Annotated in this window: 20 protein-coding genes and 1 pseudogene; 4 read left to right on the forward strand and 17 right to left on the reverse strand. The window is 65.5% G+C overall.

Annotated features, from left to right (window positions below; genetic code table 11):
* The 7 genes and pseudogenes from QRY02_RS32070 to QRY02_RS32100 form a co-directional block, all read right to left on the reverse strand.
* Positions 1 to 1,656 carry a pyridoxal-dependent decarboxylase gene (locus tag QRY02_RS32070; RefSeq protein ID WP_285986551.1) on the reverse strand — a complete coding sequence of 552 codons (1,656 nt, stop codon included), beginning with the start codon at positions 1,654 to 1,656 and terminating at the stop codon, positions 1 to 3.
* A complete protein-coding gene (locus tag QRY02_RS32075; RefSeq protein WP_285986552.1) occupies positions 1,649 to 2,797 on the reverse strand; it encodes a 3-dehydroquinate synthase in 1,149 nt (382 codons plus the stop codon). The genes QRY02_RS32070 and QRY02_RS32075 overlap by 8 nt, the downstream gene beginning before the upstream one ends.
* Positions 2,798 to 2,945: 148 nt before the next feature.
* Positions 2,946 to 5,744, reverse strand: coding sequence for a phosphorylase family protein (locus tag QRY02_RS32080; protein ID WP_285986553.1), 2,799 nt, complete (start codon positions 5,742 to 5,744; stop codon positions 2,946 to 2,948).
* Positions 5,745 to 5,896: 152 nt separating this feature from the next.
* Positions 5,897 to 6,161 (reverse strand): annotated as a pseudogene (locus QRY02_RS32085) (tRNA dihydrouridine synthase DusB); the annotation flags it as partial.
* Positions 6,162 to 6,766: 605 nt separating this feature from the next.
* Positions 6,767 to 7,369: a hypothetical protein gene (locus QRY02_RS32090; RefSeq protein ID WP_285986555.1), complete on the reverse strand. Its 603-nt coding sequence runs from the start codon at positions 7,367 to 7,369 to the stop codon at positions 6,767 to 6,769.
* 85 nt (positions 7,370 to 7,454) lie between these two features.
* Positions 7,455 to 7,736 carry a hypothetical protein gene (locus QRY02_RS32095; protein WP_285986556.1) on the reverse strand — a complete coding sequence of 94 codons (282 nt, stop codon included), beginning with the start codon at positions 7,734 to 7,736 and terminating at the stop codon, positions 7,455 to 7,457.
* A gap of 416 nt (positions 7,737 to 8,152) precedes the next feature.
* Positions 8,153 to 8,377, reverse strand: coding sequence for a hypothetical protein (locus QRY02_RS32100; protein WP_285986557.1), 225 nt, complete (start codon positions 8,375 to 8,377; stop codon positions 8,153 to 8,155).
* Positions 8,378 to 8,545: 168 nt separating this feature from the next.
* On the opposite strand from QRY02_RS32100, the gene QRY02_RS32105 reads away from it, so the two are divergent.
* A complete protein-coding gene (locus QRY02_RS32105) occupies positions 8,546 to 9,256 on the forward strand; it encodes an NUDIX hydrolase (RefSeq protein ID WP_285986558.1) in 711 nt (236 codons plus the stop codon).
* 57 nt (positions 9,257 to 9,313) lie between these two features.
* Positions 9,314 to 12,172 carry a phosphorylase family protein gene (locus QRY02_RS32110; RefSeq protein ID WP_285986559.1) on the forward strand — a complete coding sequence of 953 codons (2,859 nt, stop codon included), beginning with the start codon at positions 9,314 to 9,316 and terminating at the stop codon, positions 12,170 to 12,172.
* Between the two features lie 360 nt (positions 12,173 to 12,532).
* On the opposite strand, the gene QRY02_RS32115 is transcribed toward QRY02_RS32110, so the two are convergent.
* Both QRY02_RS32115 and QRY02_RS32120 read right to left on the reverse strand, forming a co-directional pair.
* Entirely contained in the window at positions 12,533 to 13,225 is a 693-nt protein-coding gene (locus tag QRY02_RS32115) for a hypothetical protein (protein ID WP_285986560.1), read from the reverse strand.
* A gap of 24 nt (positions 13,226 to 13,249) precedes the next feature.
* On the reverse strand, positions 13,250 to 13,543 hold the full coding sequence (locus QRY02_RS32120) for a hypothetical protein (RefSeq protein ID WP_285986561.1): 294 nt from the start codon (positions 13,541 to 13,543) through the stop codon (positions 13,250 to 13,252).
* A gap of 86 nt (positions 13,544 to 13,629) precedes the next feature.
* Between QRY02_RS32120 and QRY02_RS32125 the strand changes: the two genes are divergently transcribed.
* Positions 13,630 to 13,863: a hypothetical protein gene (locus QRY02_RS32125; RefSeq protein WP_285986562.1), complete on the forward strand. Its 234-nt coding sequence runs from the start codon at positions 13,630 to 13,632 to the stop codon at positions 13,861 to 13,863.
* Here the strand turns inward: QRY02_RS32125 and QRY02_RS32130 are convergent.
* From QRY02_RS32130 to QRY02_RS32160, 7 genes are all read right to left on the reverse strand, one after another.
* Complete coding sequence (locus QRY02_RS32130) at positions 13,858 to 14,805, reverse strand: TniQ family protein (protein WP_285986563.1); 948 nt, start codon at positions 14,803 to 14,805, stop codon at positions 13,858 to 13,860. The two genes, QRY02_RS32125 and QRY02_RS32130, sit on opposite strands and share 6 nt — an antisense overlap.
* Positions 14,806 to 15,588: 783 nt before the next feature.
* A complete protein-coding gene (locus tag QRY02_RS32135; protein WP_285986564.1) occupies positions 15,589 to 16,170 on the reverse strand; it encodes a hypothetical protein in 582 nt (193 codons plus the stop codon).
* A 657-nt stretch (positions 16,171 to 16,827) separates the two neighbouring features.
* Positions 16,828 to 17,931: an ImmA/IrrE family metallo-endopeptidase gene (locus QRY02_RS32140; RefSeq protein ID WP_353068008.1), complete on the reverse strand. Its 1,104-nt coding sequence runs from the start codon at positions 17,929 to 17,931 to the stop codon at positions 16,828 to 16,830.
* Positions 17,932 to 17,972: 41 nt separating this feature from the next.
* On the reverse strand, positions 17,973 to 18,548 hold the full coding sequence (locus QRY02_RS32145) for a hypothetical protein (RefSeq protein ID WP_285986566.1): 576 nt from the start codon (positions 18,546 to 18,548) through the stop codon (positions 17,973 to 17,975).
* A gap of 151 nt (positions 18,549 to 18,699) precedes the next feature.
* Entirely contained in the window at positions 18,700 to 19,965 is a 1,266-nt protein-coding gene (locus QRY02_RS32150) for a hypothetical protein (RefSeq protein ID WP_285986567.1), read from the reverse strand.
* Positions 19,966 to 20,419: 454 nt separating this feature from the next.
* On the reverse strand, positions 20,420 to 20,845 hold the full coding sequence (locus QRY02_RS32155; protein WP_285986568.1) for a GNAT family N-acetyltransferase: 426 nt from the start codon (positions 20,843 to 20,845) through the stop codon (positions 20,420 to 20,422).
* Positions 20,846 to 20,922: 77 nt separating this feature from the next.
* Positions 20,923 to 21,192, reverse strand: a complete 270-nt coding sequence (locus QRY02_RS32160; RefSeq protein WP_285986569.1) for a type II toxin-antitoxin system TacA family antitoxin — start codon at positions 21,190 to 21,192, stop codon at positions 20,923 to 20,925.
* Positions 21,193 to 22,565: 1,373 nt separating this feature from the next.
* Between QRY02_RS32160 and QRY02_RS32165 the strand changes: the two genes are divergently transcribed.
* The gene (locus tag QRY02_RS32165) at positions 22,566 to 24,128 is read left to right on the forward strand and encodes an ImmA/IrrE family metallo-endopeptidase (protein ID WP_285986570.1); all 1,563 of its coding nucleotides are present in this window, start codon (positions 22,566 to 22,568) and stop codon (positions 24,126 to 24,128) included.
* Between the two features lie 420 nt (positions 24,129 to 24,548).
* Here QRY02_RS32165 and QRY02_RS32170 read toward each other — a convergent pair whose 3' ends face one another.
* Positions 24,549 to 24,695, reverse strand: coding sequence for a hypothetical protein (locus tag QRY02_RS32170; protein WP_285986571.1), 147 nt, complete (start codon positions 24,693 to 24,695; stop codon positions 24,549 to 24,551).
* Between the last annotated feature and the right edge of the window lie 359 nt (positions 24,696 to 25,054).

Here is a 25,054-nt window from a genome sequence, read left to right on the forward strand (position 1 = left end):
TCAGCGAGGTGGCTCAGGGTGCGTACGCCGGGCGCCCGGTCGCACGGCGCTCGAGCGAGTATCGCGGTATCGCCGAACCGCCTCCGCGATCTCGCTGAGTGCCGACTCGGCCGTCTGGTCGTCGGCGTACAGCGAACTGGGGAGGAGAAGAAAAGCGGGCTTCCCGCCCTTATAGCGGGGGACGTAGCCCAGGACGGGGACCGGTCGCGAACGGGCGTATTCGGATGCTGCCAACCAGTCCCGGAAGCTCTCGTACTCTTGTTCGTCGACATCGGCCGCCGAGCCGCCGCCGAGGTTCACCCTGAGCACGATGTCGAGCCCGAGCGAAGTGCGGTTGACGACTGTCCCGAGGCTCCGATATGGCCCGTCCAGCTGTGTACGGAACCGGTCCGAAACCGCAGCCAGCCGGCACACGTACTCCGACAACCCTGCCCGCCCAAGCCTGCCCAGCACGAAATCCGCCATCACGATGCCGGCGCACGATCTCGAGTTGTCGAGGCTCCATTGGTATACCGGCCGGTCGCCCTGCCGACGCAGGGGCAGATCTGGGCCTTCGTCGTCCAACTCCAACCGGCGCAGGGAGCTCATGCGGCGGGACACGTAGCAGCTCGAGGTGTATGCGGCGAGGCCGGTCTTGTGGAAATCCACCCCGAAGGAGTCGGCGTGCGAGACCGCACGTAGTCCGGCGGACAGCTCCAGCACCCGCCGCCGCGCGTCCTCACTCAGCTCGGCCAAGGCCGGATCCGATGCTCGCACGGTCAGCCAAGGCCACGTCACGACCGTGTCGGCGTGCAGGTGCGGAACGTACGGCAATGCGAAATCACGAACGACACGATCGATCACCCGCCGCACTTCAGCAACGTCATCGACGCAAGTGTCAATCAACGACCCACCGGACACGACGATCGCGGGCACGATCACGCCGTCGTCGAACGCTTGACGCAGCTCGGCTTCGAGCGCCTCAGGGTCGAGCGCGCCGCGCTCGTCTGCCGCCACTCGGCGGCACGCCGACCGACCAAGCCCTAGCCAGTTGCAGACACTCTCGAGGGAATAGTGCCCGTATGGCGAAACCAGTACGCGGCAATGTCCGGATATCCCAGCGGACGCCGAGTCCACCTGCGTCTGTCGCAAACCGTGTTTCACGGCGTATAGGAGGGTGGATTTCCCGCCTGAGGTGAAAATTCCCCCAACGTCCCCCTGCCAGCCCACCAATGCTGCCAGTTGCCGGAGGCACCGTTCCTCGAGTAGCCCGAACTTGCCGCTCATGAGGTCCCAGATCGCGTTCGGGTTCACCTGCATCGTGAGTGCAGCCAGCGCAACAGCGTCGATCAGCGGCGAGGGCATCAGGTTGAACAGCAAATCAGGACTGTGCGGACGGAAGCTGCCTTCGAAGCCATCCAGGGTTCGAGCGAAAGCAGTAGTCCTGTCCATACTGCACTCTCCGAGAGCCGGCCAGTCGTCAGGGCCGGGATAGCGGAAGTCGCTGTTTGCGTACTGCGCGGCACGTGGTCCGCGTTTCAGGTCCAGAGCTTTCCCGAGCTCCCCGATTCGTTCGGCGAGTAAGGAAAAGTTGTCCTCGACCGGAGAAAGGAAGTTGTCCCTCAGCTCTTCACCGAGGAATTCCGCTGTACGCGGTCCGAGTGCGCCGTCAGTCATGGTGTTCGCCCCCTGGCAGCAGAAGTTCGGTGAACGCGTCTTGCAAGACGGTCGGGTGGGGCATGTGCACCACCTCCGAGCTACCGGGTTCCGTCACAACGACGAAGACCGGTCGGCCGCCGACCGTCTTCTTGTCCAGGCCAATCCGGGAAGCCACATCGGCGTAACTCACTCCTCGCACCAGGAGCGGCAGGCCGAGCGCGGCCAGAAGGTGCTTCGTCGACTCAGTCAATCCGGGTCGTGCGAGACCGAGCAGCTCTGCGGTCCTGGCTGCGACGATCATCCCCAGCCCTACAGCCTCGCCATGCCGGTAGAGACGCAGCCCGGACGCGGACTCGATGGCCTGCCCCACTGTGTGCCCGTAGTTGAGCAGCATTCGTTGCGCGCGATCTTCGCGGTCACCGCTGACGAGGCGGGCCTTCACCGACAGGCTGGCACGCACGCACTGCTCGAACTCCGGTGCGGACCACTCGTCGTTCCGAGAAGTCAGGTCGAGAACCCAGCCCAGGATACGAGGATCGGCGATGAACCCGCATTTGACGACTTCCGCCATACCGGAGGCGAAATCTCGTCGGCTGAGGGTGCCCAGCACCCGCGTGTCGATGACCACCAGCCCCGGCTCGTGGAACGTGCCGACCACGTTCCGCGCGGTTCCCAGGTTGATCGCGGTCTTGCCACCGATGCAGGCATCGACCTGGGCCAGGAGAGTTGTGGGGAGGTGTACGACGTTGGTTCCTCGATGCCAGGTGGAGGCCACGAACGCCGCAAGGTCACTGACCGAGCCACCTCCGAGTGACACGAGCACATCGCCGCGGGCGAAGCGCATCGACAGCAATCGCTCGTAGCAGCGACGCGCGACGGAAAGGGTCTTTGCCTTCTCACCGTCGGGAACCCACAGAACAGACACGGGAACAGGTGCGTTCTTGAGCGCGTCGAGTGCAGCAGGTACGAACCTTCCGGCCACTTCCCTGCTCGTCACCACAGCCAGCTGCTTCGCCTCCGGGAAGCGGTCCAGCCAGTCCGGAGGTGAGGCGAGAGCACCAGGGCAGAACTGGAGGTCTGCATCGACCGCTGACGACGGCAGGCCGCCGGAGCGGGCAGGATCGTCGCCGAGTAGCGACTCGGCACGAAACAGGTTCATCCGGTCTCCTTCGTCCCGACGCAGACGCCTTGTGCTTGTCGAAGAAGCAAGTCCGTGCCAGCTGGGTGCTTGTTACCGAGCCTGGACACCGCCACCCGAACGTCGTAGTCGCCAGTCCACGCGTTACTCGGCTGATCGGCCGAGTGGATCACTCACCGACTGGGCCTCCGGAGTCCTTTGCCTCCGTCAGCAGCTCGATGACTTCATCCGCCTCCGGGTCGCCTACTTCCTCGAAAATGGTCAACGCGGCATTCCAGTGCGATCGCGCGGCGGCGATGCCGTCCCGTTCACGCACCGCCGAACCCAGGCAACGCAGGGCACGAGCCTCGCCGCGGAGATGTCCCACCGCGCGGTGTGCGGCGATGGCCTGCTCGAACCAGGCGATTGCTTCGTCCGGCTTGCCAAGTTCGGCGCTGACCTCACCGAGGTTGTGCAATGTCATACCCTCGCCGTAGCGGTCAGCTATTTCACGGCGGATCTCGACTGACCGCAGATAGTGGTCCGCCGCTTCGTTAAGCTTGCCTGTCATGTAATACGCCGCGCCGAGGTTGTTCAGTACCATGCCGGTGCCTGCCCGGTCCGCCATGGCTTCGAAGAGAGCGAGGACCGCGCGATACTCCACGATCGCCTCGTCATAGCGTTCCAGGTTGTCGAGGCTGACGGCGTGATTGTTCAGGGCGGTGGCTTCGCCTTTGGCGTTCCCGAGCTTGCGGTGCAGAGCCAACGCCTGCTGGTGGAAGGACAACGCCTCCTCGTAGTGTTCGAGGTCGTCGTGCACGTCTCCCAGCCCACTGAGGATCCATGCCTCCGCGAGTTCATTGTGAGCTGCTCTGGCGGCGATCAAGCCGAGGTTCTGCAGATCGATCCAGTCGGTCCACCGGCTGCGCCGCTGGAAGAAGGACCACAGCGCGAGCGGGAGCCGCCAGCACAGGTCGTGTAGGCCGTTCTCGGCGGCTTGATGGGCAATGTCGACGATGGTGCTGTATTCGTCGTCGAACCACTCCAGCGCGTCGTGCGCCGACTTGAATTCCTGGGGCACGACATCGGCACGAGGCGGGAGAGGAGTGGCACGGTCCTCGCGGCGATCCTCCAACAGGCCGTCCGCAGCGGTGGCGGTGGCTACGTACCAGTGGAGGATGCGCTCCACTGCAGCCAGCCTGTCTGCCGGCGATTCCAGCGATTTGCACAACTCGGTCGCATAGAGCCGTAGGAGGTCGTGAATGCGATAGCGAGAAGGCCGGTCCTCCTCGAGGAGGTGAAGGGCGACCAGCGAGGGCACCGTGGCATTGGCTCCCTGGACGTCAGAGCCGGTCAACGCCGCGATGGCATGACCGCTCAAGGACGGTCCGCGGTGCAGGCCGAGCAGCCTGAACGCTCGCTGCTGGTCGGGATCGAGCCGCATGTAGGACCATGAGAACACGCTTCGGACCGTGGCGTGTTCGTCGTCGATCGTGGACAGGGCATCGAGACGATCGGGTTCCTCAGCAAGCTCAGCGACCGCGTCGCTGAGCTTGAAGGACGGCCGCATGGCGAGCCTGACACCGGCGATGCGCAGAGCAAGCGGAAGGTAGCCGCACAGTTCCGCCAGACGACTCGCCGCCGTGGGCTCAGCATCGAGTCGTGTCGCGCCGACGATGCGCCGCAGGAGAGCCAGCGAATCGGCTCCGTCGAGCACGTCCAGAGTGAGCATCCGAGCGCCGTCGCGTACGGCCAGTCCGCTCAACCTGCTGCGGCTGGTGATCACGGCGAGACAACTCGTCGCGGTCGGGAGCATGGCGCGAACCTGGTTCACGGTGTGGGCATTGTCGAGCAGGATGAGTACTCGCCGCCCGGCCAGCGCGTCGCGGTACGCCGCGACCCGGCCGTCGATCGACGGCGGGATTTCGGCGTCCGGTACTCCCAGCCGCTGCAGGAGGAACCCGAGGGCACGGCGCGGCTGCACCGGGGGTACCGGCGCGTAGCCCTGCAGGTCGATGTGAATACAGCCGTCAGGGAACCGGGCTTTGACTCGATGGGCCCAATGCACCGCCAGAGTAGTCTTCCCGACGCCTGCGGTGCCGTCGACCGCAGAGATGACCACCGAGTTGGTGCACGGCTCGAGCAAGTCGTCCAGCCGCCCCAGTTCGCTTTCGCGGCCGGTGAAATCACTGATGTCGTTCGGGAGGTCGTCCGGGGCGTTCCGGCGACGGTCGAGTCGGCGCGGCCCCTGTTTGGCCAACAGTTCGATCAAGCCGACAGCGAAGCCCGCAGCGTTGGCGGCGGCGATTTCCTGCCAACCTCCCTGATCCGAACTCGCCTTACCACCGTCGGCTCTATCGCTGATGCCGCGTACGACGAGTACCGGTGTGCCGCGATTGAGATGTCCGGCCTTGGCGACGCCTGCCGCTTCCATTTCAACAGCTGCTGCGTCGTTGTAGTGACGCCGGAGCAACTGAGCGGTCGGCGATTCCAAGGAATCCAGTACGACTTCACCTGCGGCGATCGGCTTGAAGTGCACGAGTGGGTTGGTGCCGCGCCCTTCCGGTAGCTGATCGGCCCACTCGCCGAGCATATCGAGGTGGCGGGCCAGCTGCTCAAGCTGATGCGGAGCGTCCCAGCTGCGTGGCCGGGCCAGGAACTCGTCCGTCTGTTTTCCGCCGTGATACGCGTAGACCTTCGTAGCCACGACAACGTCACCCAGGGCGACGTCACTCTTGAGGGAGCCAGCGATACCGACGAACAGCACCGCCGAGGGGGAGAATGTCGCGATCGCACGTTCGGCGAGCACTCCGGCGTCGAGATTTCCTTCGCCGACGACCGCGACTACGACGGTCGAATCAACGCCAGGTATGCCACCGATCTCGAACACGGTTCCGGAATCATGCACATGGTGTTCTCTGGTCTCTAGAAGGGCGCGGATGGCCCGAAATTCCAGGTTGAGCGCAGTAAGAACAACTATCGGCTTCATTTGGTGATTCTCGTGCATCGTAGTCGTCCCGCCCGCCGAAGAATCCATGTTAAATCAGCCGGAAGTTGATCATTTCAACAGCGGCGCAGTCATCACATCGTACCGGCTTCCCGGCTTGTTACGCGCAGGCACAACATCGCGGTTCGGGTGACTCAGCCTCCGAAGTGCATGTCGGCGGTCTCGGGGACGCTGTCGTCGGCGGGGGTCGTCGAGCCAGCCGTACGGCACCGTGGTCTTGCCCGACCAACCCTGATGGCCCGCGCAGGCCATCAGCATTGTCGAGGAACAGCGGGTCGTGGTCGAGCCGCTGATGAGGTCGTCCAACTCGGTCAGGCTCGACACCATCGCGAACCCGCGACGCGCCCCGGAGCCGATGGGGAAGTTCATGAAGTACCAGGCCATGCGCTTGCGCAGGTCAACTCGGCGGACCGAAGGAAACCTGGCTCGAACAACCACATACCGTCCGACCGCGCGGGCGTGCCACACTCGGTCGCCGTCTCGCCCAGAAACGACGGCGTGAAGTCGTTGGCCAGCGGTTTAAGGGCACTAAAGTGGCATCGGGGACAGTTGCGACGGTGCTACCGCCGTCGCAAGCGGGCAGGGACTCGATCGGGCCTGCACGGGGCCGCGGGACGATGTCGAAGTATTGGCGACCGCTCGAGGTGCCTCGCGTCTTGCCACCGCTGTCCTCATCGCGGACTCAGTGCGCCTGCGGCCCGCGCAGGCCAGCCTCGATCAAGCCCGCAGCGACGCCAGAAGGACGGCAGGGCGTGCGAGCGCGAGTCGGCGCGCACTGCCAGGAACATGACACCATCGTCGGCGCGGCCACCGCACACCTCGCACCCTCTCCGACACTCCCGAGAAACGTGTGGCCTACGTCACATGTCGTGACCCATCACGTGGAGGTCGCAGTGGGGTTCAGGAACCGCAAGTCGTTCAAGGTCGCGCCGGGAGCTCGCCGGCGCGGATACCGGCTACCGATCCCAGGGCCGGGCGGTGTGATCCTCATCAGTCCCGCCGTCTCAGCCCAGCAGAGTGGTGACCAGTTGCAGGATGCGGTCCCGCTCCTCGGCGACTGCCATGATCTGCTGCCGAGAGTCGCCGAACCGCTTCGCTCGCCAGGTCCACTGCAGCCGGCCGAGCAGGATGTTTCCGGGGCCGGCGAACTCGATGCAGAACTTGCCGAGCCGCCGCGGATCCTCGTGCTCGGTCGGACCGTAGCCCCGGCAGGACGTAAAATCGACGGTGGAGTACTTGAGCTTTCCGCCAAGCATCTTCCGCTTCCCCGTCGTGGCTAAGATTCCCCGGGAATGCACGAAAGCGATCGTCGGCGCGTCGACCAGCGCCTCGATGTTCGCCGTCCCGAAGGTACACCAGCTCGCCGCCAACACTTCGCTCACGTCGAGTTTTTCGGCGGTCAGCGCCTGGCCGATGCCATTCAGGTCGGCCTGACCTTGGTCGAAGTGAACCGGAGCCAATTTGACGATTTCACTCAGCTTTTCCGCGTCAACCACAGTTCGCTCCGATCTCGCCTGCAGGGTAATCGGACGGAAAGACGTCCATCGATTTACGGAGTAAAGGTCGTCGAACGCGACGTCGATGTCACAGCTCGTCGGCTTGTTCACCCGTTCGGACCCAACCATGGCCGATTGCTGGAGCGCGGTCGCTGCTCCCCGCGGACCCCCATCGGCCCAGGATCCGCGGGGCCCGTCAGGCCGCCATCGCCGCTGGGCCGGTCGCTGGCGGTTCCTCCGGCGCCGTCGTGGCCGGTTCGGTGTTCAGCGTCAACTGGACCAGCGCCTGCTCCAGTGCGGAGAAGTCCAGCACCGGCTCCGGCAGGTCATCCGCCGAGCCGTTCTGCTGGTGGATAGAACGTGCGTAGCGGATGGCCCGCTCGCACGAGCTTTCCCGCACGATGCGGTAGGCGGTCGCGCGGATCTCCGCCGCCGACCTGTGCACAGCGGCGACCAGTTTGCCGGTCTGCTCGATCACCAGCACCCGTCTGGCGCACAGCGCCGCGCGCTCCTGCAGGGTGCGCTGTAGCCGCCCTGCAGAACCGTCCGCGCAGGTGGTTCAGCGCGAAGCCTTCGGGGGAGGTGGCCGCCTGCTCGCTCGCAGACCTGGACCGCGATCACCGAGACCTTCGTGGCCGATGCTGCCGCTGAAAGCCCCGGGTACCGCCGCCCCGGACAGGTAGGCTCTGGGAGTGGATGGGTACGACCTCGGCCGCTTGACCGACTTCGACTTCGAGGAGCTCTGCAGGGACCTCTTCGAGATCGTCCTCGGTCGCCCGCTCGAAGTGTTCGCCCCTGGCCGCGATGGTGGGATCGACCTCCGTTACATCGCCCCTGTCCTGTCTCGCCGAGGTTGATGCGGGACTGCGTCCTCTGACCTGCACGGCATCAGTCTCATTGAGTTCGCTGCTCCTCGTTTGTCTCAGTAAATGTGATCCCGACAGAAGCGTAGGCGCTGATCTCCTCGGCCCGAGGTGCGTCGTCGACGTACGCGGCGGTGCTCGCTCGGTGAAGGGACGGCGTTACCGACTGGATCAGGATTACGCCGAGGATCATGCCGATTCCGCCTGCCCAGATCGTGAGCAGGAACAAGGTGCGTACCGAGCACAGGACCTTCATCCGTCCGTCCTCCCGCTAGAGGTGGCCTGCTTGTGGCGCTGGCCTGTTCGGCAGCGCTGCCATCGCAGAGTGACCACTTTTGGTCATATTGACAATTCCTTGCTGTCCCTCGAACGGTAACGCCGAAACCCCTTCTGGTCAATGGGACAAGAAGGTAGGGTGTTGGCCATGAGGATCCAGGAGCTGTCCCAGTGCGCGGTCGCGGTCGACCTGGCGATTCTCACGGTCCGCGAGCAGACACTGCAGGCCTTGGTCATCGAGCGCGCCACCCCACCTCACCAGGGCGTGGCCGCTCTTCCGGGTGGTTTCCTGCTGGCCGGGGAGACGCTGGACGATGCCGCTCACCGCAAGCTGACCCAGGAGACCGGCCTCGATGTCACGCACCTGCACGTCCGCCAGCTGCACGCCTACAGCGACCCCGACCGCGATCCCCGCGGCCGGATCGTGTCCGTCCTCTACGTCGCGCTGCTGCCCGACCTTCCCCTGCCCGCCGCCGGCGGCGGAGCCGCGACCGCGACCTGGCGACCCGCCGAGGAGTTGCTGGCCCAGCCGGACGAGCTGGCGTTCGATCACCACCAGATGCTCACCGACGCCGTCGAGCACGCCCGCGACACCCTCTCCGACACGACCGTGGCCACCACGTTCTGCCCGCCGGAGTTCACCATCGCCGAGCTCCGCTCCGTCTACGAGGTCATCTGGGGCACCAGGCTGGATCCCTCGAACTTCCACCGCAAGGTCACCCGCGCCGAGGACTTCCTCATCCCAACCGGCAGCAAGACCGCCACCGACGGCGGCCGCCCGGCCGCGCTGTTCCGCGCCGGACCGGCCACCCGGCTGCATCCCGCCCTGCTACGCGAACGTCACCCGAGAACCCCGTAACCCGACACCAGCACTGCGCAATCGCTCAACCACCGGCACGAGCACGCGGAGGATGCCATGACCACCAGCAACGACACCGTGCTGGGCACCGCGGTGATCTGCACCGCCCTGGACGTCGAGTACCGCGCAGTCCGCGAGCACCTGGACGGCCCCTTCGACGAACGCGAGAAGAACGGCACCCTCTACCAGGTCGGCACCTTCCGCACCGGCCACGGACGCTGGGTCGTCGCACTCGCCCAGACCGGCGCCGGCAACACCCAGGCCGGGATCGAACTCGAACGCGCGATCTCGGTGTTCCACCCGCAGATCGTGCTGTTCGTCGGCGTCGCCGGCGGCCGCAAAGACGTCAAGCCCGGAGACGTCGTGGTCGCCGACGAGATCTACGACTACGAGTCCGGAAAGGACACCGCCAGCGAATTCCTGCCCCGCATCAAGACCAAAGCCCCGGCCCACCGGCTGATCGCACGCGCGAAAGCCCTGGCCCGGGACGACGCCTGGCAGCACCGCATCCTGCCTGCCACCCCACACCCGGCGCCGAAGGCGGTGATCAAGCCGATCGCCGCGGGCAGCAAAGTGATCGCCGACCACAACGCCGCCACCGCCCGCTACCTGGCCACCTACTGCGGCGACGCCGCCGCGGTCGAAATGGAGGGCTACGGCTTCCTGCACGGCGCCTACGTCAACGACACCGTCCAAGCCCTGGTCGTGCGCGGCATCTCCGACCTGCTCTCGGGCAAAACCGAAACCGCCGACGCACACTGGCAGCCCACCGCATCCAGCCACGCCGCCGCGTTCGCCTTCGAACTTCTCGCCCGCCACACCACACCGCCGAACCCGGCGGCCGGCGCGATCCCGCAACAACTGCTCGCGGCGCCGGCGCGGTTCGTCGGCCGTGCCGACCAGCTGGCAGAGCTCGACCGCGCCCTCAACGCGGCTGAGGGCTCCTCGCCCGGAGCCGGTCCGGGTGGCGGCGCGACAGCGATGATCTCCGCGATCGGCGGCACCGGGGGCATCGGCAAGACCTGGCTCGCCCTGGCGTGGGCATATCGGCATCTGGAGCGGTTTCCCGACGGGCAGCTGTTCGTCGACCTGCACGGCTTCAGCCCCGCTGGCGACCTAATGGACCCGGCGGTGGCGGTGCGCGGGTTCCTCGACGCCCTGGGCGTCGAGGTGAACCGCATCCCCACCGACCTCGACGCCCAGGCCGCGCTCTACCGCAGCCTGGTGGCCGGGCGGCGGATGCTCATCGTGCTGGACAACGCCGCCACCAGCGACCAGGTCGCCCCGCTGCTGCCCGGCTCGCCGTCCTGCACGGTGCTGGTCACCGGCCGGCACCGGCTGGCCTCGCTGATCGACCGGCACGGCGCCCGCCACCTGCCCCTGGACGTCCTGCCCCCCGAGGAGGCTCGCGGCCTGCTGGCCGCCCGCCTGGGCGCCGACCGCGTCGCCGCCGAACCCGAGGCGGTGGACGAGCTGATCGGGCTGTGCGGGGGCCACCCGCTGGCCCTGGCGATCACCGCGCGCACCGCCGACACCCGCCCCGGCGTCGCGTTGGCCGAGGCCGCCGCCGAACTGCGCGACCTCGGCCTGGAGGCGCTCGACCACGACACCGACCCGGCCGCCAGCCTGCCCACCGTGCTGTCCTGGTCCCTGCGCTACCTCACCGACACCCAGCGCACCGTGTTCGCGCTGCTGGGCATCGCCCCCGGTCCCGACACCACCCCGCCCGCCACCGCCGCCCTCACCGGCCTGCCCGCCCACCTCGCCCGCAAGACGCTGAACGGGCTGGAGAACACCTCGCTGCTGGAACGGCGGCCGGGCGGCCGCTACGCGATGCACGACCTGGTCCGCCGCTACGCCACGGACACCGCCCACACCACCCTGCCCGAGGAGGTGCGGGAAGCGGCCGTGACCCGGGTGGGGGACTTCCACCTGCACACCGCCCACGCCGCCGACCGTCTCCTGGACCCCCATCGCGCGCTCGTGCGGCCCGGGCCGCCCGCGCCCGGCGTGTATCCGCAGCCGCTGCCCGACACCGACGCGGCACTGGCCTGGATGGACGCCGAGCACGCCACGCTGCTGGCCACCCAGCGCACCGCCGCCACCCTCGGCCGCCACCACACCGTCTGGCACCTGGCCTGGAACCTGACCACCTTCCACGTCCGACGGGGACACCGGCACGACGAGGTCACCACGTGGCAGGCCGCACTGGAGGCCGCCGACCACCTGTCCGACCCCGCCACCCGCGGCCGCAGCCACCGGCTCCTCGGCCGTGCCTGCTCCCTGCTGGGCCTGCACGAACAGGCCACCACCCACCTAGAGCAGGCCCTGGACCTGGCCGTGCGCCACCGCGACCCCACCGAACAGGCCCGCACCCACCGGGTACTCGCGCTCGCCTGGGGACTACGGGGGGACGACCGGCAGGCCCTGGAGCACTCCCACCGCGCCCTCGACCTCTCCCGCGCCCTCGACCAGCCGGTGCGGGAAGCCGACGCGCTCAACGCAGTTGGCTGGTTCGCCGCGCGCCTGGGCCGGTTCGACACCGCCCGCGAGCACTGCCAGGCCGCCCTCACCCTGCACCGACACCACCACAACCCCGAGGGCGAGGCGGACACCCTGGACAGCCTGGGCTACATCGCCCACCACACCGGCGACCACCACCAGGCCCTCGACCACTACCACCACGCCCTCACCCTGCGCCGCGGCCTCGGCCACGCCTACCAGGTCGCGGACACCCTTGACCACATGGGCCATCCCCACGCCGCCCTCGGCCGGCACGAGCAGGCCCGCACGGTGTGGCGGGAGGCGCTGCAGCTGTACCAGGAACAGGGCCGCACTGCGGACGCCGAACGCGTCCAACGGCAACTCAACGACCTCGGCGACCCAGGCGATTCCGTCGCACTGGACCTCTCGTGAGCATCTCGGAGACCCGCGGAGGCACCGGTTTGCCCGTCGACGCGCCGTCGGTGCCGGGCGTGTGCTTCGCTGCTCCCGTTGCAGGTGGTCGCGTTCGTGGGCCTGCCCGAAGTTCGACGAGATGTCATAAGCCCGGCGCTGATTCCAGCGTGAGCGGCTGGCGTCCGTAGGCCACTGCGGCGAGCCTTCAGCGGCGCGCTCGCGTCGCTGCTTGTCCCGCCCTGCTCGTCCACGAACCCAACCTCGAAACCCACGGCCCTGCCAGGCTGTCCTTCTGACGTGCGTGGAATCAGATTCACTGCGATCACCTCGGTTGCTGTGTCTCATCGAATGTGGTGCTGGTGGAAGTCGCGCCGCGGATCAATGGCAAGCCGACGGGCGACTGGTCGCCTGGTGCTGGCAGAGCGGGGAAACCCGTGACGCGGCGGGATGGGTCAGCGTCCAGGCCGGGGTCCACAGGTGCCCGTCGTCTTCTGCGGCATCGGGGCGAATCGGTGGCAGGGGCCGGCCGTCGGCGCGCAGGTCGCTGCGGGTCACCTCGGCCACCGCGTAGCGGGCTCCGGATGCGGCCAGGTGCGGGCAGACCACCGCGGCCAGGTGCAGGCAGCGTGGGTGCAGCCCGGCGTCGGAGAGCACCTTCTTCTCGCGCAGCACGACCAGGGCGATCGCGTCGAGCGGCTGGCCGCACATCTGGCACAGCCACGCGTCCTGCGCACGAGCCTGACGAGCGCCGTCGAGCAGGGTCCACCACGGCGTCCCGTTCGACACTGGCGTCACCCACGGGTGGGCCCGGCCATCGAGAACCGGGCGCGGCCAACCGGCCCCCGGCGCCGGGACATCTTCGCCACGCCGGACCCGCGCCCGCTGGGCACGCCAGACCGCGACCGGCATCCCGGCCGCGGAGCACTGAGCGTTCTGGCAGATCAGCTGGTCCTGCAGGTCGGGATCGTGACCGAGCGGGCCGCAACATTCCCCGCAGCGGAACGTCACCGTGGGCCGGGCGGGCGCCGTGGGGCTGGCCGTCGCGTGGTCATCCAAGCCGTTCTCGGTCACGTTGTTCTCCGATTCAGCGTGCGATCAGACGAGCGGGCGGACGCGGGCGTCGGCTTCGGCCTCAGCGCGGGTGGGGATGTCGTAGTGGCCGTCGCGGACGACGTAGCGGTTCCGGTCGTCCTGGAAGACGAGGGTGTGGGTGCTGTAGACGCCGTCGGTCCGGGTCAGCGCCGCAGCCGCGGCGTAGCGCCGGCGGTTGCCTCCGTCGAACCGGGTGATCTCGATGATCTCGATGTGGTCGAGCTGCCGCGGCGCGTTGGCGCGGAAGTCCAGCTCGATGGTTCGCGCGTCGCTGGTCGCGGTGGTGTTGGCGTTCACGGCGTCCTCCGGATCTTTGGTGGCTTGCCACCAAAGATCGCCCATCGCGGTGTTTGGTGGCAAGCCACCGTGCGAGGATGGTCGCCATGCCCAGCAAGCACCGCGATCCGGCGTTGACCGTCCGGCCGCCGAAGGATCTGAAGGACGACGCCCAGGCGGTGCTGTCCGGCCGCAAGCTGGAGATGCGCGCGTTCGTGGTGGCCTGTCTGACCGCGCTGGTGAAGGACCCGGAGCGGTTTCTCGCGGCGTTGAAGCCGCATTGGCCGGACAAGAAGCCGTATCTCGGCGGGCGGGCGGCGGCGAAGCGCGACGAGTCATAGCGCGACCGCGCTTCCGGTGCGGGCGGCCGATGCTCGCGGCCAGCTCGGCGGGTTCTGCGCGTAGTCGCGCCGCTGCCTGTCCAGCCGCAGGCCTTCGGCCCAGTAGGTCAGCGGGTGGCGCTTGGTCGGCCAGACGTTGCCGAACCGCTCGCCGCCCTCCCGCAGCCGGCGGTTGATCTCGGTGAAGGCCGCGCGATCGGCGAACGGTTCGGCGGCGACGGCCTGCCAGTAGGGCGAGGCCAGCACGCCGGCCATCATGATGATCTCGGGGTAGCAGACAGCGAAGGCCAGTGGGTCGTGCTGGGAGATGCTGGTGGTGCCGGGTCGCAGGACGCGGATGCGTTCCCACTGCGTCAGCCCGAGGCCGTCGCTGTTGTTGGAGCGTTCCCAGGTGTCGGCGGCCGTGCTGACGGCCGACTTCGCGGCAGCGGCGCCGTGCCGGCGGACGAGGCGGTGATGACGACGCTGGGCGGCGCGGATCTCCGGGAGTGGGCTGACGTCGATCGGGCCGGGGTGCTGGATCCAGCTGGAGGAGTCGGGGCCGAGCGTGCCGAGCCAGATGCTGTGCCGAACGCAGACGTGCTGATGCGGGACTGGGTGGATCAGCACGGTGCCGCCGCGGTGCCGGCGGCCGCAGCGCGGGCAGGCCTGGATCACCCGATGCTCGGAGAACTTCTTCTGCGGCTCGGCAAGCTCGGGCAGGGCCCGGGTGAGCGTCTCGATGCTGTGCCCGGCGACCGCGGCGAGGTTTCCGACGTCGAAGCGGCGCTTGGCCACCGCCACGGACGTCCAGCGCTCGACCGCGACGGTGTCGGCCAGGTCCTCCTCGTCGAGGTGGTTGACCGTGGCCAGCCGTCGCAAGAAGGAGCGGATCGTCTCGCGGGTCACCGGCGTGAGCGTGATCGGCAGCCGCCGCAACGCGGTGACCGTCCGCCCGCTCATGCCACTCCCGCCCGTCGGGGCCCGGGAGTACTTTGACCGGGAACCGGAACCCCGCAGCGTCTCGCCCGCGCAATTGCCGCCGACTTCGGCTCCGGTGGATCATCATCAACGGACTGATTCGATGTTCTCGACGTTCCGCGAAGAGTGAGCGCGTCAACATCGTTCCTCGGCCGTCCTCTGGTGGCGGGCGCACATCAACGGGTTCCAGGGAACGAACTCGCTCTGCGTGGCCCAGTGGACCTGTCAGCCGCTGACTCACCGTCTAGACAGACGGACGAACAGCACAATCGTGGCGTCCGTCGGCTCCCACATTGACTGCCCCAGCGCTACCTGCGGACGGGCCAACTCCCGTCACCGCAATCAGCCGACTGGTCGATTCACGCCGCATCCTTGCTCATCTGCAGCGTGCGATGCTGACCCAGTGTCCATCCTCCAGCTATGCACCTCCCCCGACACACTGGCTCAACTTGTGGCGCGCACCACATTTGGGCCCTCTCGACATGACCCGTTTCGTGACCCGAAACTACGTCCAACTGTGTGACTTCTGGGGTCACAAAGGCGAACCTTGTGGGTAAAGTTGCTGGTAGAGGCCCTGGACCGCACAGTCACCCACTCTCTAGAGTAGGTGTCTCAAATTCGAAACCGTCCGGGTCGAGAACGCCTGCGGCGACCGCACCGCGCCAGCTCCGGCCTCCTCGATGCCACAATGGCATCCACTACCAGTCCTGCCTGGCCTGGGCAGCTTTCGGCAGTGACACACGAGTGCCATTATGCGTCACACACTCAACACGGACCGGGTAGTGGGTTTATTTCAACACACATCTGATGCTGAAACTTTTCACGCAGGCCATAGTACGGCAAATCGATTGGCCCGTCGCCTTCAAGGTCGAGAATATACGGACGCACGAAATTGAAGCCCTTTACGTCTTCCTCTGCAACACTGTAAAGTATCTCATAGCTAAGCTTAATAGCTTCACCGCTCCCATTGACAGCAATAGCGTCACGGCTTCGATAAACTACTTCTACCGCCTCCTGCGTGGCATCAATATCCTTCTTGCATTCAGCTTTCATAGTTCTGCGCGTTAGGTCTAAGCGAAGCATGCATTCGAGAATTTCCTCTGTTCCACGCTCAGCTCCGTCTGCGGCATCTAGAAACTTTTGATACGCTTCTCCTCGAACTTTGCGCGACTCATCAAGCCTCTGCTCCTTAAACTGATCGAGCTGTAACTGCAAGCTTGAATCTGCGGCAATACTGGCCCCTACAAACGAACCAAGCAGCGCTGAAATGAGTGAAATTATTCCAGTTACCCAGGCGGCAAGCTTGATCGACCGATCCTTAGGTGCGCGAGTATTGCGCTTCTTCATCCCACGCATCGACGACGGTTGGCGAATGCCCAACCGCAAGGGATGGTCCCGACCGGTGTCACTCCTACCCATTTCCTGTTACCCCCTACAGCAGCTGCTTTTCTGGCCAGATGACGCCGCCTGAGGTCGGCAGACTGCACAGGCTTTCCGATATTCGCATAAGATATCTTCGTCAAGAACCAATATTAGGTCAACTGCGGGATTCAACCTTTCAACCCCGCAGCCGCGCAGCCGCGCCGACATAACCATCTCGTTTGCGATGAAGTTTCACGACTGCAGGCGCACCAGCGCTCCTCCCTGCGGAACCTGACTGACTGTCCTATGGACAAGAACCGCCGAGATGCGCATCGACCGGCCACAGTATGGTATCGCTCGGGTACGGTCCGTTATCTGCACAGGACCGGGTGCAGGGGAGAGACGCGTGCGACGCAGTGATGCGACATGACTACGCGGGCCGGAGCGGCGCCGTCTGCCGGCTCGGTCGGTCTCGGATGCGAACACGGGAAAGGGTCGCCAGTCGAGTGACCGGCGGCTATTGTGCCGACGGGGGCTGCTACATGCTGGTGACGTACCGCAGAGCGTGACGCATCTCGCTCCGGGCGGGACCATAGATGTCACGACGGACTGGTACCGCCTACGTTCCCAAGCCTGGGCGAGTCACACCTGGCGCGCCGACGGCCGTTCAGCTCGCTCCGAGGTGCCCCGGGCCGGACGATCGCTCAAGTAGATGACATTCTCGGCACTGGCCGTCGGCGGCCCTGCGTCCTGCGGTCTGCGTGGCAGCTCGCTCGCAGTAGCGTGCTGCCGAAGGACGTCGACTGTTAGCGCTTCGGACCATCCGGCGTCTGCGGCCATCCGCTCGACGTTGGGTCCGGCGCCGTAGGATAGTTCGGCTAGTTTTCGCAGACCTCGGGGTTTCTCTGGCGGCACGAACCCTGGCTCTTTGCGGTTCCAGCCTTTCTTACTCATCTGCTTGTACAGACTGAGAGCACGGTCGGCGTCGATAACGCCGAGCTCGCGGCAACGCCGCACCAAGGCCTTGATCGACACACCCCACTGGGTCTTCACCATCGTGAGATTGCTGAGGTTCGGTTGCCTCGGCAAGGTCGGCAGCAGGGCGTGCCGAGGAGTGAGCAGCTCGGCGGCGAACACATCAGCCTCGTCCTCGACTCGCTTGCCACTCTGGCCGACCTCGTGCAAGATCAGATGCCCTAGTTCGTGGGCGACGGTGAAGCGGACCCGGTCTGCCGACACCCCGTTCATGATCGCAACAACAGGCGTCTGTTCATGCCAAGCGCAGAACGCGTCAATCGTCGGCACGTGGAAGGGCAGACCGAGAACGCGGACTCCCACCCGTTCTGCTGCGAGCACCAGATACGGCAGAGGTTCGTCTTCGTTGAAGCCCAGAGCCAGGCGCGTCCGGTGTGCTGCGTCCGCGGGGTCGGCGCCGGGTGCGGGAGTGAGCCGACTGGGAATGGCGTTGTTGCGAGCGGAGAGCCGGCTGTACTCCTCGTTGATCAGGTTTGCCCATGCGTGTGTGGCGTACTTGTCTCGCTGGGTGACGCGGCTGCGTGCGCGGAACAGTGGCGAGTGGGTCTCGATCGGACTCGGCGGCGGACGGAAGAGATAGTCGCTGGTGACCCCTAGCTCGACCGCCAGCATCTGCTGGGTCTCCTCGGGGCAGGACATCTCGCCGCTCTCGATGCGTGACAGCTTGTACTGGTTGAGTAGTACTCGATCAGCAAGTTCGGACTGCGTCATGCTGTGCATGAGCCTCAGCTGTCGAACTCGCTGCCCGAAGCTCATCCCGCTTCCTCTCCCCCTAGCATGGGGTTCTCGACCGAAGCCTGCATCTCATTAAGATCTTCCACGGCCAGGGCAGCCATGTCGCGTCGAAGCGGCCCGATCCAGTGGAGCGTCAGGCTATCCCGGCGGTGATCTCCTCCCAGCGGCCGCACCAGCGTCATGGTCGGCTCGACTTCTCCCCGCTCCTCCGACCAGAGCAGCAAGAGGTTGTCCATCGGCATTCCAGTTAGCCCGAGCACCGGCTCCTGGCGCCAGAATGCCCTCTTGGGCGCGGAGTGCCCAGGCAGTGGCACTTGATGCCGAGGGTCGAAGTCCCGGATCTTCGCCGCTTTGAAGACCCAGACCACGAGACCGTTGTAAGGGATCTGGATCGACGACATCGGGTTGCGCGGCCGATCATCCTCATCACGCGCGAGGTACAGCCCATCAGCCTTCAGATCACGAAGCACCAGGCGACGAGTGACGGCAGAGTAGTAGTGCTCGTCGTCACGGCGCAGTAGACCCTTGTCGACATGGTGAGCGTCAGCCTCCTGAGCGGCATCGTCGAAGGCATCGAACAGGCGCTCGATCACCGGCTGAAGCTTGGCTAGCGCGGCTCCATAAGAGATCATTCGCATATTATGCCACGCCTTTTCACCCAAGACGTGACGACGCGCCGCCCCGGACTCGCCCTAACCAGCACGGCGTGGCCCGCCCATGGATGTCCGTTGCGCGCACGCCGCCTTAGAGTCGTCGCGCGCGCTCCAGATACGCCCGGGGAAGGACCGTTCCCGGCGGCCACTTCTTCTCGAGCAGTGCAACCAGCCCAGGCGCTGCGCCACTGCTCGGTATCGCTCCTTTGTGGCTGATGTCGTCGAGCAGTTCAGCAATGAGGATGGCCAACGTGGTCGGACCCGTTCCGCTATACCCCCACGTCAGGCCATATGCCGTGTCGTGTGGCGCCGGGTAGAGGATGTCGTCGTCGGTGCGGATCCAGATCGGGTCCTCAAGGATCACCTCTCGCAGCGGCGACGAGGTCGGGAGGCGGTCGAGCGCCAAGGCTAGGATGGGCTCGTCGTCGGCAGGCACCGCGACCGGGATATCACTGAGCGGGTCGATCATGGTCCTGGCGGTGTGGTCGCGGTCCAGCAGGACGTACTGCGCGACCCTTCTCGCCGGCTCGAGGCGAAACAGGAACTGCTGGCCACAGAAGGTATTACGGGAGATCTCGATGACGTGGGCGTGAGCGAGGTCTTTGCCGCCATCCCACAGGGCCAGGACACGCATACACTGCTCGGCAAGCAAGTCGTCTCGAGCTTGCACATCTCGCCAGCCGATCCTGCGGACGGTCTCGTCCAGATCGCCTGCTTCGACAGTCACGTCCCGCGGCGCGGCGTCTGCCGCCAGCGTGATCTGGTCGGTAGTGATGCGACGGGCGGCGAGCTGTTCGGCGAGGATCCGCACGTCGGCCGACTCGGCATCGCGGGAGGCGATGACCTGCGCGAGGTGGATCATCGCCCGCTGAACCGCGTGCCCCGCGGGGTAGAGGATGGCCATCCGCAGCAGCGGCGTGACATCGACGGCAGGAATACCGGGATGGCGTGCGGTGCCGGCGCCGGGGCGCCAGGTGGTTATCAGGGCTGGATCACGATAGATGCTCGGCCAGTACGGTGCTGGCTGCCCCAATACTCGCGCCAGGTGCTCCCACCGCAGACTCAGCCGCCGTGGCGTAATGGCATCGCGGCCTGCGATCGCTTCCAACGCCGGGCCGCGGATGTCCCAGTCGTGCTCGACCCGGATATAGGCAGCCGCGCCCAGCTGCCACTCCACAATCTCCTCGAACCCCAGCCGATGCTCGCCGATCTGCCAGGTCACGACAACCACACCGTGCGGCGTGTACCAGCGTTGCAGGATCGCAGCGGGCTGCTCGTCGCTGGGATGCCTACGGAAGGGCTCAGCACCGAGGTAGGCAGCGGGCTCAGTGGCCGCCGGCCACCACTCGAGCGTCAAGTCGCGAAGGTCACGGTATCCGGTGGCGTTGATCCAGTCACGTATTGCGGGGATAGGCCAGTAGGAGCCCTCGCCGTCGTGGGCTGCGGGCGGGAGTCCTCGCTTGCGTCGCAGCCGCTGGAGGCGTCGTTCGCTGACGTGGAGCAACGTCCGTAACTCAGCCTCGTAGATCTTGTGAACGTACTTAGTCGAGCCCATCCGCGAATCGCTCCCCTTCAGGTTCGCAGCCGGTCTCCGGTATACCGGCTACCACCCACAGCCCCCGAGGCTTGACGCGGGATTACAGCCCAACGGAGCAGGAACTCTCAGCCGCGACGAACTGCTGGGCTCACGGCGTCGCCGCAGAGTGGCGGACACGGGCACACACGAGACAGCTGCCTCATGACTCGGGACATGTGTCCGAATGCGGCGTCAAAGCCGCCGATGAACGATCGGCGAGGTCGCCGGCGATCAGCTAGCCGACGCCCATGGCGCTTCGCGCCGTAGCCATCTTCATGACCAGCCGGTTGGGCGTGAGCTTGACTGGCGTGAAGTGATACTTGCGGTAGAAGTCAGCAGCTTTCTCGTCGATCGCGTCAACAACAATCAGTCGCCCAGCACTGACCTCAGCGGCGCCGACCAGCTTGCCGATGGCGTCGACAAGCAGATCCGCACCGAACCCCTGCCCTTGAAGGGACTTGTCGAGGGCCAGCCGGCCCAGCAGGAAGCCCGGGACCATGCTAGATTGACCGCCCGCCTGTCCCGAGCTGAGTTCGTCGCGGGCGATGGCAGTGGGCGCGAACGCGAAGTAAGCACGCACCTCGACACTGTCCGGATCGTCGGTCCAGACGTGGGTACGAGCTGTGTAGGCCTTCTCTGCCCTGCGCGCTTCGTTGCGCAACCACGTATTGAGGCTCTCGACTTCGCAGTCGAACGCCTCGAGGTCGTGCTCGTCCCTAAGCCTGGTTGAGTGGTACGTCACCCTCGCTTGAACCGCCTCGGCCGCGCGAACGCCTTCGCCAGCTCAGGCGCCTCGTCGGCAACATCGAGCGAGGCGAACAGGGCATCGAACTGCTCCGCCGGCATGAGTGTGACCTCGGCGCGGGCCAGGACGTGCTGGGCGCGATCGAGTGCGGCATTGCGAGTGAAGTCGGACACGCTTTCGTGTAGGTGCTTGGCTGCGTCCTCGATGAGCTCTCGGTCAGTCTTGCTGACGCGCATCTCTAGACGCTCGTCCTTCGTGGCCATGAGCGGTCAGTCCTCTGGGTGATACATGCGTGGCGTGGGCAGGCGGCGGATAGGTGGCATGCTCGCAGCACCAGTGAAGCTTCGGACCTCGGGCAAGAGTCTGCCGAAGTTTGCACCTGTCTGCCCGCTCCACTGTACGGGCAACGTCCGTACAGTGGCCAGAGCAATGCTGAGACCGTCACAGTGCCGCAGCACAGGAGAGTCTCTGCCGAGCGATCCGGGCCCGCCAAGCAGGTGCCAACGGATTGCCCTGCCGGCCTTGGGTGCCGCCCTGCGCGATAGGCAGGCCGGTTTGAGGGGCGGGCCCATAGGTCCTTGGCAAGAGGGTTCGTGCCCCTCGATCGACCGGAGACCATCATCGAGGCCCCGCATCCGCCCGTAACATCACCCATCTCGGTCTATCCGCAGCAGGCCTCATCGAGCTGCGATCTGAAGGACCGTCACGTACCTACCAGCTGAATGGAGCCCACGGACTTGCCTTGGGTCCGCCGACGACCGAGCCCCTCCTGTCTCCAAGCTCGCAAGGCGGACACCCCTGTCCATCGTGTATCGGCACCGTGAGGTCAGCACCCTCCTCCTCAGCTCAAACGGCTTCGTTGCGCAAGATCGCAACCTGACTGAGTCCAACGCCACACTTCCCGTACCGGTGTTCTCGGATATCACCCGGGACCGACTGCCACATCGCGGCAGCAAGAGTGACGTTTCAGCAGGTCATCGCCGGTTCTTGGTTGCGACTGCCTAGCTGATCCGTGCCATCTGCCGCAACACTCACCTGGCCGTACCTGAGCTCAGCGCACTGCACGATAATCGTCGTCAACGACTGTGCTGAACGTTGACACTAGGGCTCCGGCGGCCCGACCGAGACTCTCGTGCAGCAGCGCACCAAACAACTCCATCGACCCAGCAGGTTGCCACCAGCATTGCAGCTCTAGCGTGGACCGAGATCATCTTGGGTTGGTCCGTGGATGCACGGCTGCTATGCTCGCTACAAAGCTCTGCGTGTGGCTGCACCAACAGCCGCTCGTCAGGGCTTTTTGTCGTCTGAGGAGAGGTGTGAGTGACCGAGCCATACGTGGGTAACCCTCGTCACAAGCAGCCGTGGCAGCCAGGCGCCAAAGGCACCCTGTGTCCACCAGGGGTGGATGGCGCCGGACTGTTCGCGGGCGCAACCCCGGACGCAGCTCATCCAGGCAAGCGGTATGCCACTGACGGTGACCACGCTTACTGCGCTCACCCGAACGTGAAGAACCCTGGCGATGGCCAGGAGGTCGTGTGGCACGGGTTCCCTGTGCCGTGGAGCGCAGTGCCTGTAGCAATCCAGAAGGAATGGGTCGACAAAGGCCTGATCAGCAAGATCCGGAAGAGGGGCTGACATGTCATCGGTCACGTGGCGATACTTGACGGGCGACACGGCGTCCTTCGCCGTCGAGTTTGCGCTTGTCGCCGACGACGTTGCCGACTGGATGGTCGATCCGGACGAGAGGCTGACCTGGGGCGCATTGTCGATCTGGGTGGGCGGCGCTAACGTCTGCGAGCACGTCGTGCAAGGCGAAGTACTGCGAGGCGCGCACTGGTACTTGCTACCCATCCTGGAATGGCTCGTTGAGCAGTGGGACCCCTTACTGCACGAGGAGCGGATGCCTGTGCCCGCAGCCGGACCGAACGCGGCACGGGGTTCCCAGCACGCAGCGATGCTCGCCGAGTTTCAGGCATCGACAGATAACAGCATCGAACTTGCGGAGGCCGTGGAGACCTGGGTGCAGCGTCACAGCTTGCGTGCCAGTGCGCCCGGCGCCCTCCTTCCAGACCTTTACATTCGCCGAGACGGAGACCGTGTTGAATTTTCTGTCGGCTCCGACCCTCTCGCTGGCGCGGATTGGGGCGTTACCTTCACCCAGCGGCGCACCATAGAGCGCATCGCCGTGGAAGACGTTGCCAACACCCTCTACGACGCCGTGACCATGTTTAATGCCCATCTTATGCGGCGGCATCCGGATAACAGACGGTATCGCGAACTACAGGAACGCTTGGATTCCTTGCCCATGGAATCCAGTAGCCCTGCACGCGTGGCTTGGCTAAGTGGCGCCGGCGCACAAGTCGAGGATTTCCGGCAGCTGTGGCAGGACGTACGCGACGCAATACCCGCCCACCTCCGCGAACAGCTCAACCAGTCCGAATCCCTGTCGTTGGTCGGCGGGGGGCTTGCTGAACTAGCAAGCCCTGCAGCACTGCTGTTTGGCTCACTCTCCCCGACCATCGCCGCCGATGACGTGGCAACGCTGTACCAAGCCTTACTGCAGGGAACGCCCAGCTGCCAGGGCACCAAGCGACTGCAGGAAGCAGGCATCAAAATTTTGCAAGACGTGGAGCTAGCAGGGCTCACCCCAGGAGAACAAGGTAGCGTCCTGGGTGAGGAGGCTTGGCGACTACTAGCGCCACAAAAAGGTCGGATTGTAGACGTTAAAGAGATTCTACAAGACCTTGAGGTTCACATTGACCACGTGAAGATCAAGGATCGAAGTGTGCGAGCAGTCAGCATGCTTGGCGTTGATGGCTCGGCTCGAATTGTCGTTAATGATTCTTTTGAACTAGGCGTCACTGACGCTATCGAGCGATTCACACTCGCCCACGAACTCGGGCATCTACTATTAGATCAGGACCGCGCAACACAAATGATAGTTGCCAGCGGAGAATGGGCTCCAGTCGAGATTGAGCGGCGAGCAAACGCGTTCGCCGCAGCTTTCCTTGCGCCGCTGCCAATGCTAAATGCAGCCACGTCCGCACTTCACGCACCTGCAATCAGCGCTTTGTCTCGCACCCAGATACATGCCGTCGCAAAAACGATGCGTGTTAGTTTTTCGGCACTCGTTGGCCGCCTGCAAAACATTGGTTGGATTACTCCGGAGAGGGCAGATGTGTTGCGTTCACAGGTCTAGCTGCGGATATGACCGACGCGTCCAGCGGCGAGCTACACGGATCAGCAGATGATTGACATATCCCCACTCAAGTCACCCGCTGTAGACGCATTGTCCCGGCAGGTGCCCGACGGCATCCGCCTACCAGAATGCTGTCCTGCTGTCGCTGGCCGGGCGACAAGTGGCTACGGGCAAGAGCCTGCACGCTCATGACCGACCGCTCCCCAGGTTCACTAAGTGCCTCTAGGGCGAGCCGCAATCGTGGCTGTGACGACTGTGGGCCAGCCGCGCCTCGCCGAGCGAGTCCGTATGCGGAATATTGATCATGGTCGGGTTTACAGTGGTTGACATGGCGCTGTCAACGCGCTGAGCTTGCATTATGAAGCTCGGCGGGGCTCGTGTCGGACCACGAACCCCGCCGAGTGCGCAGTGGATGACCGGTCAGTGCGGGTACAGGGTTGCGAGTCCTGTGAGTACCAGCACCAGCAGGGTCACCAGCCGGGTTGCCGTCATGGTCACCGATCCGGAGATCGTGACGGTGATCCGGTTCTTCTGCACATCACTCCGCTGATCTCGGTTGTCTTCCAAGATCAACTCACCTATCCCACTCTCCGAAGCGCCGCCACACTGGTGTCTGGCGAAGCCGGGGCTCGGAGTGCTCCCTCGGCTGCAGCACGAGGAACCACGGGACCGGCGCCTACAAGTAGACCGGTCCGGGCTGCGCGACAGCGGGTGCGACACACCCCCTCTTTTGACCGGCGCTCGCCGACCTCGTCATACCCACTGCGCCCCTCCCTCCGGGGCCGACGCCGTCCGGCAGGGCCGCCGCCTCGAGAAGGCTGAACGACCGCCGCGCAGGCGGTGCGGATGACGTCCACTCGGCCCCATGCCTTACCTCCTTGCTCCTGACGACGCCTCGCTGTCGCGTCCGTCGTGATCGCCAGTTC

The sequence above is a fragment of the Amycolatopsis sp. DG1A-15b genome, assembly GCF_030285645.1.
Lineage (GTDB): Bacteria > Actinomycetota > Actinomycetes > Mycobacteriales > Pseudonocardiaceae > Amycolatopsis.